The organism is Streptomyces mirabilis (genome assembly GCF_039503195.1).
GTDB classification, from domain to species: Bacteria; Actinomycetota; Actinomycetes; order Streptomycetales; family Streptomycetaceae; genus Streptomyces; species Streptomyces mirabilis_D.
Genome location: NZ_JBCJKP010000001.1, coordinates 6,885,881 through 6,902,697 on the forward strand (window position 1 = coordinate 6,885,881; position 16,817 = coordinate 6,902,697).

Consider the following 16,817-nt stretch of genomic DNA (forward strand, 5'->3'; position numbering starts at 1 on the left):
GGATGTTCCGCAAACTCCCCGCCGACCTCACCCCGACCGAGGAAAGCCCCGGCCTCCGGGTGCGTGGCGGCACGAAGTACACCCGGTCGCAGGGCGACTACGTGTGCGGCTGCGGCGCCGAGGACCACGCCAACGGCGACAACGACGTCAAGGCCCTGGTCGAGGACTACACCGCCAACCACGGCCCCGCCCATCGCAACGGGGGCCGACGATGACCGTCCTCGACCTCTTCGCCGGCCCCGGTGGCTGGTCTCAGAGCCTGCGCGGTCTGGGGGTGCGTGAGGTGGGAATCGAGATCGACCCCGCTGTCTGCACCACCCGTGCCGCCGCTGGGCACCTCACGATCCGCGCCGACGTCGCCAACTACCCCACGATGTCGCTTCGCGGGAAGGTGTCCGGTCTGATCAGCTCGGCCCCTTGCCAGACCTTCAGTGCGGCTGGCCTGCGCGCGGGGAACGACGACCTGCCGTTGTGCCACCAGGGCTTGGACGACATGGCCCGCGGGAACGACACCCGGGCGAGTCTGCGTGAGGCGTGCTCCGACGCGCGTTCCCTCCTGGTCGTTGAACCTCTGCGATACGCCTTGGACCTGCGCCCCGAGTGGATCGCCCTGGAGGAAGTTCCCTCGGTGCTGCCCGTGTTCGAGCACAGCGCCCGCCTCCTGGCTGCCGCCGGTTACTCGACCTGGACGGGCGTCCTCAACGCCGCGGACTTCGGCCTCGCCCAGACCCGGCGCCGCGCTTTCCTCATTGCCTCCCGCACCCGTTCGGCGCTGCCCCCGGAGCCCACCCACGCGAAGGTTCCGCAGTGGGACTTGTTCGGTGTGCGCCTGGCCCCGTGGGTGTCCATGGCCGATGCGCTGAGTCTGCCGCCCGGGGTCAAGGTCAACACCCGTGGCGACCGCTCAACTGACGAGAGGGGTCGGTCAGCTGGTGGCAACGAGTTCTCGGCCGACGGCCCGAGCAACGCGCTCACCGGTCGGGCACGCTCCTGGAAACTCCGCTCCGGGCAGGGCTGGAAATTGCCCGCTGGTCAGTTCGCTGGCGGCGTTAGCCGGTACGAGCGCGCGATCAGCGAGCCCTCTTTCACCATCACCGGCTCAGCGAACCGCTGCAAGTGGGTGAAGGACGGAGTCGAGGAACGCAACCTCGCGCTCGCGGAAGCGGCGATTCTCCAATCATTCCCCGCCAACTACCCGTGGGCCGGCTCCCGCACCAAGCAGTTCGAGCAGATCGGCAACGCCGTTCCCCCGCTGCTCGTCACGGCCGTACTGCGCCCCCTCGTGCCCGCCGCGTCGGAGGTGCTCGCGTGACCGACACCGCCACCTTGGCGGGTCTCGACCCGGCCACCCTCGGCGACGTGCTGAGGGTGGCCGGCTCGGCCGACTTCGACCGCTGGCAAGACCAGATCCGCCGCACCGGCGGCTGCTCCGACCCGATCCGACTCACCGGCGCAACGAAGACGATCGACCCGACCACCAAGACCGTGCTGCACTCCTACACGACCGAGCACGAGCCGGGCGGCATGCTCCGGGTGGCCTGCGGCAACCGCCGTGCCTCCCGCTGCCCGGCCTGCGCCTGGACCTACGCCGGCGACACTTACCACCTGATCCGCGCCGGACTGACCGGAGACCCGGACAAGGGCACCCCGCACACCGTGCGCGATCACCCCCGCGTCTTCGCCACCCTCACCGCCCCCTCGTTCGGCCCCGTCCACAACCGCCCCGGCAACCGGCCCTGCCGCTGCGGCCAGCACCACCGGGAGGACGCGCCCGAACTCGGCACCCCGCTCGACCCGACGACCTACGACTACGCGGGCGCCGTGCTGTGGAACAACCACGCATCCGACCTGTGGCGCTACTTCACGATCTACCTCCGCCGCGAGATCGCAAAGCGAGCCGGCCTCACCCAGAAGGACGCCCGCGAACAGTCCCGCGTCTCCTTCGGCAAGGTCGCCGAATACCAGAAGCGCGGGGCCGTCCACTTCCACGCCGTGATCCGCTTCGACGGACCCGAGGGACCCGACACCCCGCCCCCGCACTGGGCCACCCTCGACCTGCTCACCGACGCCATCCGCGCCGCCGCGGCCCGCGTCGTGGTCGACGTGCCCCCGGCCCGATACCGGCCGGACCCCGACCAACCAGTCCTCACAGAGCCGGCGCGCACGCTGCGATGGGGCACACAGCTCGACGTCCAGCGGATCAAAGCCTTCGGCAACGGCGAGGAACTCACCGAACAGGCCGTTGCCTCCTACGTCGCCAAGTACGCCACCAAGGCAGCCGAGACGACCGGGGCTGTTGACCGCCGGGTCGGCAACAAAGAGGCCCTCGTGTTGCTCGACGTGCCCGACCACCCCCGCCGGCTGATGGAGGCCTGCCTCGACCTGCACGCGCTCTACCCCGACCGGAAGCTACGGGACTGGGCTCACATGCTCGGCTTCCGCGGCCACTTCTCCACCAAGTCCCGCCGCTACTCCACCACCCTCGGCGCGCTGCGCCAGGTGAGAGCCGACTACCGCGCCGCCCAGCAACGCGCCGCCCTCGGCCTGCCCGACCCCGACGACAACCCGGAGGCCACCACCCTCGTGCTCTCCCACTGGACCTACGCCGGCCACGGCTACACCCCCGGCGAATCCTGGCTCGCCGCCAACATCCGCCGCGACATCCAACTCAACCGCGAAACCGCACGCGAAGCCCTACCCGACCAACTCGCTCTGGAAGGAGTGCTCCTGTGAGGGATGAACTGATGACAGTCCCAGAGATCCTCAGCGAGTTGCGGAAGGTCTCCCGGCGCACCTTCTACCGCTGGCGGGAGCTGGGTCAGGCGCCGAAAGCCATGAAGCTCCCCAACGGTGAGCTGCGGGTGTGGCGGAGCGACTTCACGGCATGGCTGCGGGAGCGGGAGGAAGCCGCGTGAAGTCCCTGGACGTGAAGATCTGGGGGGTCCGCAAGCGCCCCTCAAAGCGGACCTCCTACGACGTCCGATGGGCCGTGGCGGGAAAGGTCTTCTCCGAGACATTTCGCACCAAAGGCCTGGCGGATCACTACCGGACCAAGCTCATGGCCGTTGCGCGCGACGGCCAGGAATTCGACGACATCACCGGCCTTCCGGACCCGATGGCCGAGCAAAAGGCCAAGCTCACCTGGTACGACTTCGCCTTGAAGTACTTGGCCATGAAATGGCCGCACGCTGCCCCCAACACCCGCGACGGAATCAATGAATCGCTGACCTCGGTGACGATCGCACTCCTCGGCGACCGCCCGGGAAGGCCGGGTGCTCCTTTGATCAGGCAGGCTCTGCGCAACTGGGCGTTTGTCCTCCCTGGGCCGGCCGGGCGGGAAGCGCCTACCGAGATTGCGAACACCCTGCATTGGATCGCCAAGGCGTCACGCCCGTTGAATGATCTGGCCGATCCTGTGACGGCGCGTGAAGTACTCGACTCGTTCAAGATCCGACTCGACGGGAAGTCTGCCGCGGCCGAGACTGTCCGCCGTAAGCGACGTACCTTCGTCAATGCCCTGCACTACGCCGTTGACCTGGGCGAATTCAAAGAGAACCCTCTGACGGCCGTGCGCTGGCAGAAACCCAAGGTGTCCAGTGAGGTAGATCCGCGCGTGGTGGTGAATCCGAAGCAGGCTCTCTCGTTGCTCCACGCGGTGTCCTACGTGGGCGGCTACCGCAGAGCCCGCGGTCGTCGACTGGTCGGACTCTTCGCCAGCATGTACTTCGCCGGTCTGCGGCCCGCCGAGGCTATCGGCCTGGCCGAAGCTGATCTGACGCTGCCTGAGCAGGGCTGGGGCGCCGTGCTCCTGCACCGCACACGCCCGAGCGTCGGCAAGCAGTGGACGGATTCGGGAGAGAGCCACGACGACCGTGGGCTGAAGAACCGGCCGGCCGAAGACGTGCGCCGGGTGCCGATCCCGCCCCAACTCGTGGTGATCCTCCGCGAACAGCTCGACACCTTCGGGACTGCTGCCGACGGGCGCCTCTTCTACAGCGAGGGCGGGGGAGTGGTTGCCTCCTCGACCTACTCGCGAGCCTGGCAGGAAGCCCGGACGCTCGCGCTCCCGCCGGCCGCGGTGGCCTCTCCGTTGGCCCGTCGGCCGTACGACCTCCGCCACTCCGCGCTGTCGACGTGGCTCAACGCAGGCGTTGACCCGACTGAGGTGGCCGAACGAGCAGGCAACAGTGTTGAGGTCCTGCTCGGTCGGTACGCGAAGTGCCTGGATGGGCGTCAGGAAGTGGCCAACCGGCGCATCGAGGATCTTCTGAACGAGTACGACTGACAGCGCGAGCGTTGCGCGTCCTACGCTGGGCCCCTGGACTTCTCCGGGGGCCTTCGCCGTTTTGCGGGGCTGATCAGGGGAAACGTTCCAAGATCCTGTCCACGAATAGTCCACAGGGTCTGGCATAGGGCCGCGTCGGGTGGCATACGGCTGCACACGGCCGTAGATACGCGAAGACCCCGGCCTCAGCGTTTCCGCTGATGACGGGGTCTTTGGGCACCTCATGAGGGGTGCCCCCGGCAGGATTCGAACCTGCGCACACGGCTCCGGAGGCCGTTGCTCTATCCCCTGAGCTACGGGGGCGTGTCGGGCGCGGTGTTCGCGGCGACGGGTAGAACCCTACCAGCTCTTTCGTGGGGGACTGGCATGGGTTTATGTGGGGGCGGGGCGGTGTTCGAGGGAGGGGGAGTGGAGGCGTCCGCGAGGGGCGTCCTGGGGGTGGTCGGGACCCCCGCACGGGGGTGGAAGTGGGGAAAACCCGGACGGCGCGGTGGGCGCGGACCTACTCTCGAGTTGTGCCAGGCGCGTCCGGCCGGGTGCTTGTTGTGGACGACAACAAGGTCATCCGGCAGCTGATCAGGGTCAACCTCGAGCTGGAGGGCATCGAGGTCGTGACCGCGGCCGACGGTGCCGAATGCCTGGACGTCGTGCATCACGTGCGGCCCGATGTGGTGACCCTGGATGTGGTCATGCCTCGGCTCGACGGGTTGCGTACCGCCGCCCGGCTGCGTGCCGACCCCCGGACCCGGAACCTTCCCCTCGCCATCGTCAGTGCCTGTACGCAGTACGAGGTCGAGAGCGGGCTCGACGTCGGCGTTGATGCCTTTCTCGCCAAGCCCTTCGAGCCTGCCGAACTTGTGCGGCTCGTACGGGAGTTGATGGATCGGAGGGGGAGCGGGGGCGGTGCCGGCGGTGCCTTTGGCGGGGAAGCGTTCGGTCCCGATGCGCTTGGCGCCGAGGAGCTCGGGGCCGAGGAGGCCCAGCGCGCCGGTCATTGAGCGGGCGCCGCGCCGCTGAGGGGTGAGGAGTCGGCGGTTGGCTCCCCCGCGAGCGTGTGTCCCTCCGTGTGTCGGTGATCCGTCTGTCGGTGATCCGTGTGTCTGTGATCGGTGTTGCGTGAGCGTGGTCGGTGTCCGTCGTCCGGATGCGGCCCTCGTGCGTTCCGGCCCCACTTCGCCGGCCTTCCCGCGCTCCGTCCGTGTTGCCGTACCCCTTACTCCGTCCACGCCGTCACCCGGACTCCGACACCACGGCCGACGCTCAACGACGTGGACGGCGACCCCTGTGTCCGTGAGAACACCCTCGCCCTCCGTGCCCCGTCCACATCCCGGACCCTTGCCAAACCGAGTCGCCTACCCACCCCCCTCCTCCCCTACGCTTGTCCCGTGACCCCCGTCGAGCTCTCCCGTACCGTGCTGCGCGCGGTGCGTCGTGCCGTGGACGAGGGTGAGCTGAGCGTGGTCGTGCCGGTGCGGGCGGTGGTGACGCCGCCGGGGCCGGGTGGGTGTGGGGACTACGCCACGAACATCGCGTTGCAGTTGGCGCGGCCCGCCGGGAGGCCGGCTCGGCAGGTCGCGGAGATCCTGCGGCCCCACCTCACCCGCAGCGAAGGTGTCGCCGACGTCGCGATCACCGGGCCGGGGTTCCTCAACATTCGGCTGGGGGGTGGCGCGGGCGCCTCACTCGTACGGGAGATCCAGCGCCGAAGTGACGCCTATGGGCACGGCGACATCCTCGCCGGGCAGATCGTCCCGCTCCGGATCCCGTACGACATCAGGGCCGAAGTCGTCGCCGACACGCTCGTACGGATCGTGGCCACCCAAGGCGGCCGTGCGGAGGTGCGCCACATCCATATCCATCCCTCGTGCGCCGAGCCCGCCGGCACCGACCCCTCGCAGGCCAAGACACACGGCAATGACCCCTCGCCCGCCGAGCCCCCCCGCACCAACGCGCCGCAGGTCGATCCCGCGCGCCCCCACCGTCTCCACCGCCCGCGCCCCCAGATCACAACCCTGCGCCCCACCCCCGCCCCGGAAGACCCCACCCCCCTCGGCCCCGACGCCGCCCGGTGGGCCCTGCTGCACCCCGCGTCCCACGACCGGCCGCGGATCAGTGCCGATCACCTGCTGCAGCGGGAGAGCAACCCCCTCTTCCGGGTCCGGTACGCCCACGCCCGCACCCGGGCCCTCACCCGCAACGCCGCCGCGCTCGGCTGCACCGGCGACCCCGGTGACGTACCCGAAGACGTATCCGGCGGCGGCGAGCTCGTCGGGGCGCTCGCCGGGTATCCGGCCGTGCTGACGCAGGCGGCCCTGCACCGCGCGCCCGACCGGCTCGCCCGGCACCTCGTCACCACCGCCGACGCCCTCCTCGCCTTCCAGCACACCGTGCTGCCGCTCGGCGACGAGAAACCCTCGGCCGCCCACCGCGCCCGGCTCGCGCTCGCCGAAGCCGCCGGGACGGTGCTGGCCGGCGGCCTGTCCCTGCTCGGCATCAGCGCCCCTGACTATCTGTGACCGTCTGTGAGAGAAAAATGAGCCGTTCCGCACACCCCGCCGGGCCCCGTCACGCCGATGTCCTCACCGAGGGCCATTACAGCGCCCCGCCCGCCGACCTCAACGCCCTCGACCCCAAGGTCTGGGCGCACACCGTCAGCCGTACGGACGACGGAGTCGTCAGCGTCGGTGGGATGGAAGTGACCAGGCTCGCCGAAGAGTTCGGCACCCCCGCCTACTTCCTCGACGAGACCGACTTCCGCGAGCGCGCCCGTGCCTGGCGGACCGCCTTCGGGCACGACGCCGACGTCTTCTACGCCGGGAAGGCCTTCCTCTCGCGCGCCGTCGTGCGGTGGCTGCACGAGGAGGGGCTCAACCTCGACGTGTGCTCCGGCGGTGAGCTCGCCACCGCCCTCTCCGCCGGGATGCCCGCCGACCGCATCGCCTTCCACGGCAACAACAAGTCCGAGGAAGAGATCACCACCGCCATCGTGAGCGGGGTCGGGCGGATCGTTCTCGACTCCTTCCAGGAGATCGTCCGCGTCGCCCACATCGCGCGGTCCCTCGGCAAGCGGCAGCGGGTGCAGATCCGCGTGACCGTGGGGGTCGAGGCGCACACCCACGAGTTCATCGCCACCGCCCACGAGGACCAGAAGTTCGGGATCGCGCTGGCCGACGGGGAGGCCGCGGAGGCGGTACGGCGGGCGCTCGCGCTCGACGGGCTCGAGCTCGTGGGCATCCACTCGCACATCGGTTCGCAGATCTTCGACATGGCCGGGTTCGAGGTCGCCGCCCGGCGGGTGGTGTCGCTGCTGGCCGCCGTTCGTGACGAGCACGGGGTCGAGCTGCCCGAGATCGACCTCGGTGGTGGTCTCGGCATCGCGTACACGAGTGACGACGATCCCCGCGAGCCGCACGAGATCGCGAAGGCGCTGGGCGAGATCGTCACGCGGGAGTGCGAGGCCGCGAAGCTGCGGACACCTCGGATCTCGGTCGAGCCGGGGCGGGCCATCGTCGGGCCCACCGCCTTCACGCTCTACGAGGTCGGCACCATCAAGCCGCTCGATGGGCTGCGGACGTACGTCTCCGTCGACGGGGGCATGTCCGACAACATCCGGACCGCGCTGTACGACGCCGAGTACAGCGTCGCCCTCGTCTCGCGCACCTCCGACGCCGAGCCCATGCTCGTCCGTGTCGTCGGCAAGCACTGTGAGAGTGGCGACATCGTGGTCAAGGACGCCTTCCTGCCCTCCGACCTGGCCCCCGGCGACCTCATCGCCGTACCCGCCACGGGTGCCTACTGCCGGTCCATGGCCAGCAACTACAACCACGCCCTGCGCCCGCCGGTCGTCGCCGTGCGCGACGGCGAGGCCCGGGTGATCGTCCGTCGGGAGACGGAGGAGGACCTCCTGCGGCTCGACGTCGGATGACCGGCCGGTCGGGGGAGGAACGACCGTGGCTGGTCGGGGGAGGAACGACCGTGGCTGGTGGAGGTCGGAACGACCGGCTGATCGAGGTCGGAACGGACGGTTGGCGCAGGTGGAAGATCTCCTGCCGCCGCCTGTCGGAAAAATGAAATAGATGTCTCACGATCCGGACCAGGGATAGAAACTCCCGTCCGGTGAGTGAGACTGGTCCAACCGTAGACGGTATGAGGAAACGAGGTCGGATGATGCGTACGCGTCCGCTGAAGGTGGCGCTGCTGGGCTGTGGGGTTGTCGGCTCAGAGGTGGCGCGCATCATGACGACGCACGCCGACGACCTCGCGGCCAGGATCGGGGCCCCCGTCGAGCTGGCGGGCGTGGCCGTCCGCCGGCCCTCCAAGGTGCGCGAGGGCATCGACCCCGAGCTCGTCACCACCGACGCCACCGCCCTCGTCAAACGCGGGGACATCGACGTCGTCGTCGAGGTCATCGGCGGTATCGAGCCCGCCCGCTCCCTCATCACCACCGCCTTCGAGCACGGCGCCTCCGTCGTCTCCGCCAACAAGGCGCTCCTCGCCCAGGACGGGGCGGCCCTGCACGCGGCGGCGGAGGCGAACGACCGGGACCTCTACTACGAGGCCGCCGTCGCCGGCGCCATCCCGCTGATCCGGCCGCTGCGCGAGTCCCTCGCCGGTGACAAGATCAACCGCGTGATGGGGATCGTCAACGGGACGACGAACTTCATCCTGGACAAGATGGACTCCACCGGGGCCGGCTATCAGGAAGCCCTCGACGAGGCCACCGCGCTCGGGTACGCCGAAGCCGACCCGACCGCCGACGTCGAGGCGTTCGACGCGGCCGCCAAGGCCGCCATCCTCGCCGGAATCGCCTTCCACACCCGTGTGCGCCTCGACGACGTGTACCGCGAGGGCATGACGGAGGTCACCGCCGCCGACTTCGCCTCGGCGAAGGAGATGGGCTGCACCATCAAGCTGCTCGCCATCTGTGAGCGGGCGGCGGACGGGGGATCGGTGACGGCGCGCGTGCATCCGGCGATGATTCCGCTGAGCCACCCCCTCGCCTCCGTGCGCGGCGCGTACAACGCGGTGTTCGTCGAGTCGGATGCCGCCGGGCAGCTCATGTTCTACGGGCCGGGCGCCGGCGGCGCCCCGACCGCTTCCGCCGTGCTCGGTGACCTCGTCGCCGTCTGCCGCAACAAGCTCAGCGGCGCGACCGGGCCCGGCGACTCCGCGTACACCCAGCTGCCCGTCTCGCCCATGGGCGAGGTCGTGACGCGCTACCACATCAGCCTCGACGTGGCGGACAAACCTGGTGTTCTCGCCCAGGTGGCCACCGTTTTCGCCGAGCACGGCGTATCGATCGATACGGTGCGCCAGCAGGGCAAGGACGGCGAGGCCTCTCTCGTCGTCGTCACCCACCGAGCGTCCGACGCGTCCCTGAACGGGACCGTGCAGGCGCTGCGCAGCCTCGACACCGTGCGGGGTGTCGCCAGCATCATGCGGGTTGAAGGAGAGTAACCAGCAATGACCCACCAGTGGCGCGGAATCATCGAGGAGTACCGGGACCGGCTTCCGGTGTCCGACAGCACGCCGGTCGTGACGCTCCGTGAGGGCGGTACGCCGCTCGTGCCCGCGCAGGTGCTCTCCGAGCGCACGGGCTGCGAGGTCCACCTGAAGGTGGAGGGCGCCAACCCGACCGGGTCCTTCAAGGACCGCGGTATGACCATGGCCATCACGCGGGCCAAGGAGGAGGGCGCGAAGGCCGTCATCTGTGCCTCCACGGGCAACACGTCCGCCTCCGCCGCCGCGTACGCCGTGCGTGCGGGCATGGTGTGTGCCGTGCTCGTCCCGCAGGGCAAGATCGCCATCGGCAAGATGGGCCAGGCCCTCGTGCACGGGGCGAAGATCCTCCAGGTCGACGGCAACTTCGACGACTGCCTGACGCTCGCGCGCTCGCTGTCCGACAACTACCCCGTGGCGCTGGTCAATTCGGTCAACCCGGTGCGCATCGAGGGCCAGAAGACCGCCGCCTTCGAGATCGTGGACATGCTCGGCGACGCGCCCGACATCCACGTCCTGCCGGTGGGCAACGCGGGCAACATCACCGCGTACTGGAAGGGCTACACGGAGTACGCCGCCGACGGCATCGCCGGGCGCACCCCGCGCATGTGGGGCTTCCAGGCCTCCGGTTCCGCGCCCATCGTGCGCGGCGAGGTCGTCAAGGACCCGTCGACGATCGCCACGGCGATCCGCATCGGCAACCCTGCCTCGTGGAAGTTCGCGCTGGCCGCGCGGGACGAGTCCGGCGGCTTCATCGACGAGGTGACGGACCGTGAGATCCTGCGCGCCTACCGGCTGTTGGCTGCGCAGGAGGGCGTTTTCGTCGAGCCCGCGTCCGCCGCGTCGGTCGCCGGTCTGCTGAAGGCCGCCGAGCAGGGCAAGGTCGATCCCGGCCAGCGGATCGTCTGCACGGTCACTGGAAACGGGCTCAAGGATCCGGACTGGGCCGTTGCGGGCGCCCCGCAACCGGTTACCGTTCCTGTGGACGCGGCCGCGGCGGCGGAGCGGCTCGGACTCGCGTAAGGCAAAAGGGCCGTATGGCAAAGGGGCTCGGACCGGCGGACGGCGGGGTGGGCAGAGTGGCGTAAAGCCGCCTGGCGTACATCCGCCAAATGCCGTCGGGGCCTGTCAGAGGCCATCAGCGGCGGGCGGAATTCGCCAGAAGTTGGCGGAATCCGGCCCCTGTCAAGGTCACCCCTACCGCAACCCGACAGGGGGTGCACGGGGGGCTTACGACACGCATCGTGCGCCTCCTGTGCGCCCTATGTCGCCACAGAACCTTCCTTCGATAGGCTGTACCGAACCCGCCCGCCGCATATGCCGCGGTGCCGCGCCGTCGGTGCAGTCAGGACAGTCACTGCGGTCTCCGGGTCTTCCGTACGTATCGCAGTCCCTCTCTCAGTTCATCCGAGTTCATCCGAAACACGCAGTTCCTCTCGCAGCACATCGAAAATCTCGTACATCACGCAGCTCAAGGAGAGTCATCGAGCGATGGCCGGTCCAGCGTTCCGCGCCGCCGCCGTCCGGGTGCGCGTCCCCGCCACCAGCGCCAACCTCGGGCCGGGCTTCGACGCCTTCGGCCTGTCACTGGGGCTGTACGACGACGTGGTCGTCCGGGTGGCCGACTCCGGGCTGCACATCGACATCGCAGGTGAGGGCAGCGAGACGCTGCCCCGCGACGAGAATCACCTCCTCGTACGCTCCCTGCGCACCGCCTTCGATCTGCTGGGCGGACAACCGCGCGGCCTCGAGATCGTCTGCGCCAATCGCATTCCGCACGGGCGGGGCCTCGGCTCCTCCTCGGCCGCCATCTGCGCCGGAATCGTCGCCGCGCGCGCCGTGACCATAGGCGGCGACAGCAAACTCGACGACACCGCGCTTCTTGAGCTCGCCACCGAGATCGAGGGCCATCCCGACAATGTCGCGGCCTGTCTGCTCGGCGGATTCACGCTCTCCTGGATGGAGGCCGGAGCCGCGCGGGCGATCAGGATGGACCCTGCCGATTCCATCGTTCCGGTGGTTTTCGTTCCCGGAAAGCCGGTTCTCACCGAGACCGCGCGCGGTCTGCTGCCGCGCACCGTTCCGCACGTCGACGCCGCCGCCAACGCGGGCCGGGCCGCACTGCTCGTCGAGGCCCTCAGCCGGCGCCCCGAGCTGCTGCTGCCCGCCACCGAGGACCGGCTGCACCAGGAGTACCGCGCCCCGGCCATGCCGGAGAGCGCGGCGCTGGTGGAGCGGCTGCGGGCCGACGGCATCCCCGCGGTGATCTCCGGCGCGGGCCCCACAGTCCTCGCGCTGGCCGACGAGGAATCCGCCGACAAGGTCGCCCATCTCGCAGGTCAGGGCTGGGCCGCCAATCGGCTGGACCTCGACGAGGCGGGGGCGTGCGTTCTACCGCTCGCCCCGGCGGGCGTCCATTAAAAGCGCGCGGTTGCCGGATTTGGAGAGGGGGAATGTTTGTTGGATCCGGTAGTGTTAACCTCAAGTCTGCACCCGACCCCACCATGGCGAGGTGCTTCGTGTCCCCGTCCGGGACAACCATTCTTCCGGGAGCCTCCCAAACTGCTTTGTGCCATGCATTGGGTGCTATGCGCTGAGCAGTGCTGAGCACGCTCCGGAACCGGCGTGACCGTGCCGATGACACCGCAATTCAGTGCCACGGCTCCGGAATCGTCATCACCAGATATGTCTTCCGCCTCTTTGGCGGACCACCGCCCCGGCACGGTCCACACAGCAAGGACCAATGCCGGACAGCACAACCGGTCGCCGAGCCAGACAGGCCGACGTCCGCTCCAGGGAAGGACCCTTCGTGAGCGACACCACCGATCTGATGGGCGCACGTGTCGAGGAGACCGCTGCCGCGCCCGCCACGGACGCCTCTGCCTCGCCTGCCTCCGGTGCCGGCTCCGGCGGCGCCGCGGTACCGGCCTTGAGGGCATGGTGCTGGCCGAGCTGCAGCAGGTCGCGTCCGGCCTCGGTATCAGGGGCACCGCGCGGATGCGCAAGAGCCAGCTGATCGAGGTCATCAAGGAGGCGCAGGCGGGCGGGGGTGCCCCGGCGAAGACCGCCGAGGCCGCCACCGAGACCAAGCCGAAGCGCCGGGCCACCTCCAAGGCCCGTACCGGCGACGACGCCGCTCCGGCCGCCGAGAAGAAGGCCGCCGAGAAGCCCGCGGCCGAGAAGGCCGTGGCCCAGCAGCAGATCGAGATCCCCGGCCAGCCGGCCAGCGACGACGCCCCCGCGGGTGAGCGCCGCCGTCGTCGTGCCGTGGCCGAGGCCGGCAGCCCCGAGACGGTCACCGCCGAGGCGAAGAGCGAGCCGAAGGCCGTCGCCGTCGAGGCCCCCGCCGAGACCAGGTCCGATGCCGGTGACGGCGTCGACGGTCGGCAGGGCCGCCGGGACCGCCGTGACCGCGGCGAGCGTGGCGACCGCGAGCGGGGCGGCCGTGACCGTGACCGCCGCGGTGGCAAGGGCGACGAGCAGCAGCAGGGCCAGGGCCAGGGCGGCGCCGGTCAGCAGCGTCAGGACCGTCAGGACCGCCAGCAGCAGGGCGGCGGCCGTCAGGACCGTCAGGACCGCCAGCAGCGTGACAACGGCCCGCAGGACGACGACGACTTCGAGGGCGGCCGTCGCGGCCGTCGCGGGCGCTACCGCGACCGTCGGGGCCGTCGTGGCCGCGACGAGTTCGCCACCAACGAGCCGCAGCTCGCCGACGACGACGTCCTGATCCCCGTCGCGGGCATCCTGGACATCCTCGACAACTACGCGTTCATCCGTACGTCCGGCTACCTGCCGGGCCCGAACGACGTGTACGTCTCCCTCGCCCAGGTCCGCAAGAACGGTCTGCGCAAGGGTGACCACGTCACCGGCGCGGTCCGCCAGCCCAAGGAGGGCGAGCGCCGCGAGAAGTTCAACGCGCTCGTGCGCCTGGACTCCGTCAACGGCATGGCGCCCGAACACGGCCGCGGCCGCCCGGAGTTCAACAAGCTGACGCCGCTCTACCCGCAGGACCGCCTCCGCCTGGAGACGGACCCGGGCGTGCTGACGACCCGCATCATCGACCTCGTCGCACCGATCGGCAAGGGCCAGCGTGGTCTGATCGTGGCCCCGCCGAAGACCGGCAAGACCATGATCATGCAGGCGATCGCCAACGCGATCACGCACAACAACCCCGAGTGCCACCTGATGGTCGTCCTGGTCGACGAGCGTCCGGAAGAGGTCACCGACATGCAGCGGTCGGTGAAGGGCGAGGTCATCTCCTCGACCTTCGACCGTCCGGCCGAGGACCACACCACGGTCGCCGAGCTCGCCATCGAGCGTGCCAAGCGCCTCGTGGAGCTGGGCCACGACGTCGTCGTCCTGCTCGACTCGATCACCCGTCTGGGCCGTGCGTACAACCTCGCCGCCCCGGCCTCCGGCCGCATCCTGTCCGGTGGTGTCGACTCGACGGCCCTCTACCCGCCGAAGCGCTTCTTCGGTGCCGCGCGCAACATCGAGGACGGCGGCTCGCTGACCATCCTCGCGACCGCGCTCGTCGACACCGGGTCCCGCATGGACGAGGTCATCTTCGAGGAGTTCAAGGGCACCGGCAACGCCGAGCTCAAGCTCGACCGGAAGCTCGCCGACAAGCGCATCTTCCCGGCGGTGGACGTCGACGCGTCCGGTACGCGTAAGGAAGAGATCCTGCTCGGCAGCGACGAGCTCGCCATCACCTGGAAGCTGCGTCGCGTGCTGCACGCGCTCGACCAGCAGCAGGCGATCGAGCTGCTGCTCGACAAGATGAAGCAGACGAAGTCGAACGCCGAGTTCCTGCTGCAGATCCAGAAGACGACGCCGATGCCGGGCAACGACTGACGACATCCGCACAGCTGAGGGCCGCTCCCCGTGACGGGGGCGGCCCTTTGTGCTGCCTGGGACACATGTACGATCGCGCTCTCTTTCAACGTATGAGTCTCAGGGGGACTTGAGTGGATACCTCCATGTCCGGGCGCGGTCGTCACAGACGCCGGATACGCATCGCCGTGCCCGTCGCGGCGGCGGCTCTGGCGGCGGCCGTCGGGGGTGCGCTCCTGATGTCGTCGGCGAACGCCGCCACCGCGCAGCCGGCTCCGCTCGCCAAGACGAGCGGCACCTCGCCGAGCCTGGCCACGCTGGAGAAGCGGATCGGCGGGGCCATGGCGAGTGACGGCACGGCCGGACAGCCGACGAGTAAGTCCTCGCCGAGTGCGAGTGCGAGTGCGAGTACGGGTACGACAGGTACCGGCTCGGGCAAGACCGCGACCACCGGTACGAGCACAGGTGCGAGCGCGAACACGAGCGGCGCCTCCGTCGACCCGAAGATCATCGGCGGCACCACGACCACCATCACCACGGCGCCGTGGATGGCCCAGCTCTGGTACCTCGACGACAAGGGCACCAGCAACACCAGTGACGACGTCGGCTTCTTCTGCGGCGGCTCCGTCGTCTCGCCGACGAAGATCCTCACCGCCGCGCACTGCGTCAAGGGCTACGACTGGAAGGTCCACGGCGCCGTCGTGACCGGCACTTCTCAGCTTCCCTCGGCAGGTGGAACCGATCTGCACGGCGGCACCGCCACGTCCGTCCTGCGGCAGTGGAACCACCCCTCCTACAACGCGTCGACCGTCGACAACGACATCGCGGTCCTCACGCTGGACGGGCCCGTCAAGGCCAAGCCGATCCGGATGACGACGTCGGGCGACACCGCCTCGTACGCCTCCGGCACCAAGGCGACGCTCTACGGCTGGGGCCGCACCTCCTCGGCCACGCAGGACATCTCCGGGACCCTGAAGACGGCCACGCTGCCCATCAAGTCCGACGCCACGTGCGGCGGCTACTACAAGGCCGAGTTCATCAAGGGCCACATGGTCTGCGCGGGCAACCCCGCGACCGGCAGCGACACCGGCACCACCTCCGCCTGCAACGGCGACTCCGGCGGCCCGCTGATCGTCGGCGGCCGCGTCGTGGGCGTCGTCTCCTGGGGCGTGGTGGACTGCGTCGAGAAGGGCGCGTACAGCGTCTTCACCAAGGTCAGCACGTACGTCGGTGCCGCCTACCCGCGCGTCGACGACACGAACCTGAGCGGTGACCACAAGGCCGACCTGTTCGTCCGCAACTCCTCCACCAAGACGCTGTACGAGAAGGACTCCAACGGGACCTCGTTCGGCGCCCGGCAGTCGTGGGGCGGCTGGAGCGCGTCGAACGTCGTCCTGCAGACGGACCTGGACCGGGACGGCTACCAGGACGTCGTCGAGCGCCGCACCTCCAACGGCGACATCCACTGGTGGCACTACCTGCCGTCCACGGGCAAGTGGGCCGACACCAAGCTCTTCAGCGACTGGAAGACCCGCACCCGCGTCGTCGCCCCGGGCGACGTCACCGGTGACGCCCTGCCCGACCTCCTCTCGGTCGACTCCGGCGGCGTCCTGTGGATCTACCCGGGCAAGGGCAACGGCACCTTCTCGGCCCGCGTCAAGGTGAGCTCCGGCTGGAACCAGTACAACTCCCTGCGCGCCCATGGCGACTTCACCGGCGACGGCAAGGCCGACCTGATCGCGCGCAGCACCACCGGCTCGTACGTCTACCTCTTCAAGGGCACCGGCAACGCGGGCTCCGGCGCGTTCTCCAGCCGGATCAAGGTGCGCACCTGGGCCGGCTACAACGCCTTCGACGCGGTGGGCGACGTGACCGGTGACGGCAAGGCCGACTTCCTGGCCCGTACGCCCGCCGGCACGCTCTACCTCTACCCCGGTACGGGCAAGGCGACCAGCGAGATCTTTGCCACAGCCATCAAGATCGGCACTGATTTCAAGCAGTACGACATCTTCGGCTGAAATCGCAGGTGAGCGGGGTTTCCCCGAACTCACCCGTCACGCACTGTGCCCATCGCGCCACGCGGTGGGCACAGTGCGTTGTGCAACCCTTGCCCGAGTTTCCCCGTCTGACCGTACGGAGCGACCATGAGGAACTACATGGCGCACCGGACCGGGCTTGGCCCTGAAAGCAGGGGGTAACC

At 69.6% G+C, this 16,817-nt stretch carries 12 protein-coding genes, 1 tRNA gene and 1 pseudogene; 13 read left to right on the plus strand and 1 reads right to left on the minus strand.

All coding sequences use genetic code 11. From position 1 onward, the window contains the following. Positions 1-2: 2 nt before the first annotated feature. The 5 genes from AAFF41_RS31795 to AAFF41_RS31815 are packed head-to-tail and all read left to right on the plus strand — an operon-like array spanning position 3 to position 4,285. A complete protein-coding gene (locus tag AAFF41_RS31795) occupies positions 3-215 on the plus strand; it encodes a hypothetical protein (protein WP_343325030.1) in 213 nt (70 codons plus the stop codon). Further along, entirely contained in the window at positions 212-1,312 is a 1,101-nt protein-coding gene (locus tag AAFF41_RS31800; protein WP_343325031.1) for a DNA cytosine methyltransferase, read from the plus strand. Before AAFF41_RS31795 ends, AAFF41_RS31800 begins: the two co-directional genes overlap by 4 nt. Continuing rightward, complete coding sequence (repSA, locus tag AAFF41_RS31805; protein WP_343325032.1) at positions 1,309-2,733, plus strand: replication initiator protein RepSA; 1,425 nt, start codon at positions 1,309-1,311, stop codon at positions 2,731-2,733. The genes AAFF41_RS31800 and repSA overlap by 4 nt, the downstream gene beginning before the upstream one ends. A gap of 11 nt (positions 2,734-2,744) precedes the next feature. Then, entirely contained in the window at positions 2,745-2,915 is a 171-nt protein-coding gene (locus AAFF41_RS31810; RefSeq protein WP_328671422.1) for a helix-turn-helix transcriptional regulator, read from the plus strand. Continuing rightward, positions 2,912-4,285, plus strand: a complete 1,374-nt coding sequence (locus AAFF41_RS31815; RefSeq protein WP_343325033.1) for a tyrosine-type recombinase/integrase — start codon at positions 2,912-2,914, stop codon at positions 4,283-4,285. The genes AAFF41_RS31810 and AAFF41_RS31815 overlap by 4 nt, the downstream gene beginning before the upstream one ends. A gap of 231 nt (positions 4,286-4,516) precedes the next feature. Here the strand turns inward: AAFF41_RS31815 and AAFF41_RS31820 are convergent. Then, positions 4,517-4,588, minus strand: a tRNA-Arg gene (locus tag AAFF41_RS31820). 158 nt (positions 4,589-4,746) lie between these two features. Here AAFF41_RS31820 and AAFF41_RS31825 point away from each other — a divergent pair. The 8 genes and pseudogenes from AAFF41_RS31825 to AAFF41_RS31860 all read left to right on the plus strand — a co-directional run bounded on the left by AAFF41_RS31825 (position 4,747) and on the right by AAFF41_RS31860 (position 16,635). After that, entirely contained in the window at positions 4,747-5,283 is a 537-nt protein-coding gene (locus tag AAFF41_RS31825) for a response regulator (RefSeq protein ID WP_319746233.1), read from the plus strand. A 387-nt stretch (positions 5,284-5,670) separates the two neighbouring features. Then, entirely contained in the window at positions 5,671-6,801 is a 1,131-nt protein-coding gene (gene nrtL, locus AAFF41_RS31830; RefSeq protein ID WP_319746231.1) for an ArgS-related anticodon-binding protein NrtL, read from the plus strand. Positions 6,802-6,818: 17 nt separating this feature from the next. Then, entirely contained in the window at positions 6,819-8,210 is a 1,392-nt protein-coding gene (gene lysA / locus AAFF41_RS31835) for a diaminopimelate decarboxylase (protein WP_319746228.1), read from the plus strand. Between the two features lie 242 nt (positions 8,211-8,452). After that, entirely contained in the window at positions 8,453-9,742 is a 1,290-nt protein-coding gene (locus AAFF41_RS31840; RefSeq protein WP_319746836.1) for a homoserine dehydrogenase, read from the plus strand. Positions 9,743-9,748: 6 nt separating this feature from the next. Continuing rightward, the gene (thrC, locus tag AAFF41_RS31845) at positions 9,749-10,807 is read left to right on the plus strand and encodes a threonine synthase (RefSeq protein ID WP_054233237.1); all 1,059 of its coding nucleotides are present in this window, start codon (positions 9,749-9,751) and stop codon (positions 10,805-10,807) included. A 468-nt stretch (positions 10,808-11,275) separates the two neighbouring features. After that, the gene (gene thrB / locus AAFF41_RS31850; protein WP_054233236.1) at positions 11,276-12,205 is read left to right on the plus strand and encodes a homoserine kinase; all 930 of its coding nucleotides are present in this window, start codon (positions 11,276-11,278) and stop codon (positions 12,203-12,205) included. Positions 12,206-12,593: 388 nt separating this feature from the next. Continuing rightward, positions 12,594-14,638: pseudogene (rho, locus tag AAFF41_RS31855) on the plus strand (transcription termination factor Rho). 125 nt (positions 14,639-14,763) lie between these two features. Further along, complete coding sequence (locus tag AAFF41_RS31860; protein WP_343325034.1) at positions 14,764-16,635, plus strand: trypsin-like serine protease; 1,872 nt, start codon at positions 14,764-14,766, stop codon at positions 16,633-16,635. Positions 16,636-16,817: the final 182 nt, after the last annotated feature.

Coding starts and splice junctions, on each gene's coding strand:
- AAFF41_RS31795 (WP_343325030.1), top strand. CDS start 3: ATGTTCCGCAAACTCCCCGCCGACCTCACCCCGACCGAGGAAAGCCCC.
- AAFF41_RS31800 (WP_343325031.1), top strand. CDS start 212: ATGACCGTCCTCGACCTCTTCGCCGGCCCCGGTGGCTGGTCTCAGAGC.
- AAFF41_RS31810 (WP_328671422.1), top strand. CDS start 2,745: ATGACAGTCCCAGAGATCCTCAGCGAGTTGCGGAAGGTCTCCCGGCGC.
- lysA (WP_319746228.1), top strand. CDS start 6,819: ATGAGCCGTTCCGCACACCCCGCCGGGCCCCGTCACGCCGATGTCCTC.
- AAFF41_RS31840 (WP_319746836.1), top strand. CDS start 8,453: ATGCGTACGCGTCCGCTGAAGGTGGCGCTGCTGGGCTGTGGGGTTGTC.
- thrC (WP_054233237.1), top strand. CDS start 9,749: ATGACCCACCAGTGGCGCGGAATCATCGAGGAGTACCGGGACCGGCTT.
- thrB (WP_054233236.1), top strand. CDS start 11,276: ATGGCCGGTCCAGCGTTCCGCGCCGCCGCCGTCCGGGTGCGCGTCCCC.
- AAFF41_RS31860 (WP_343325034.1), top strand. CDS start 14,764: ATGTCCGGGCGCGGTCGTCACAGACGCCGGATACGCATCGCCGTGCCC.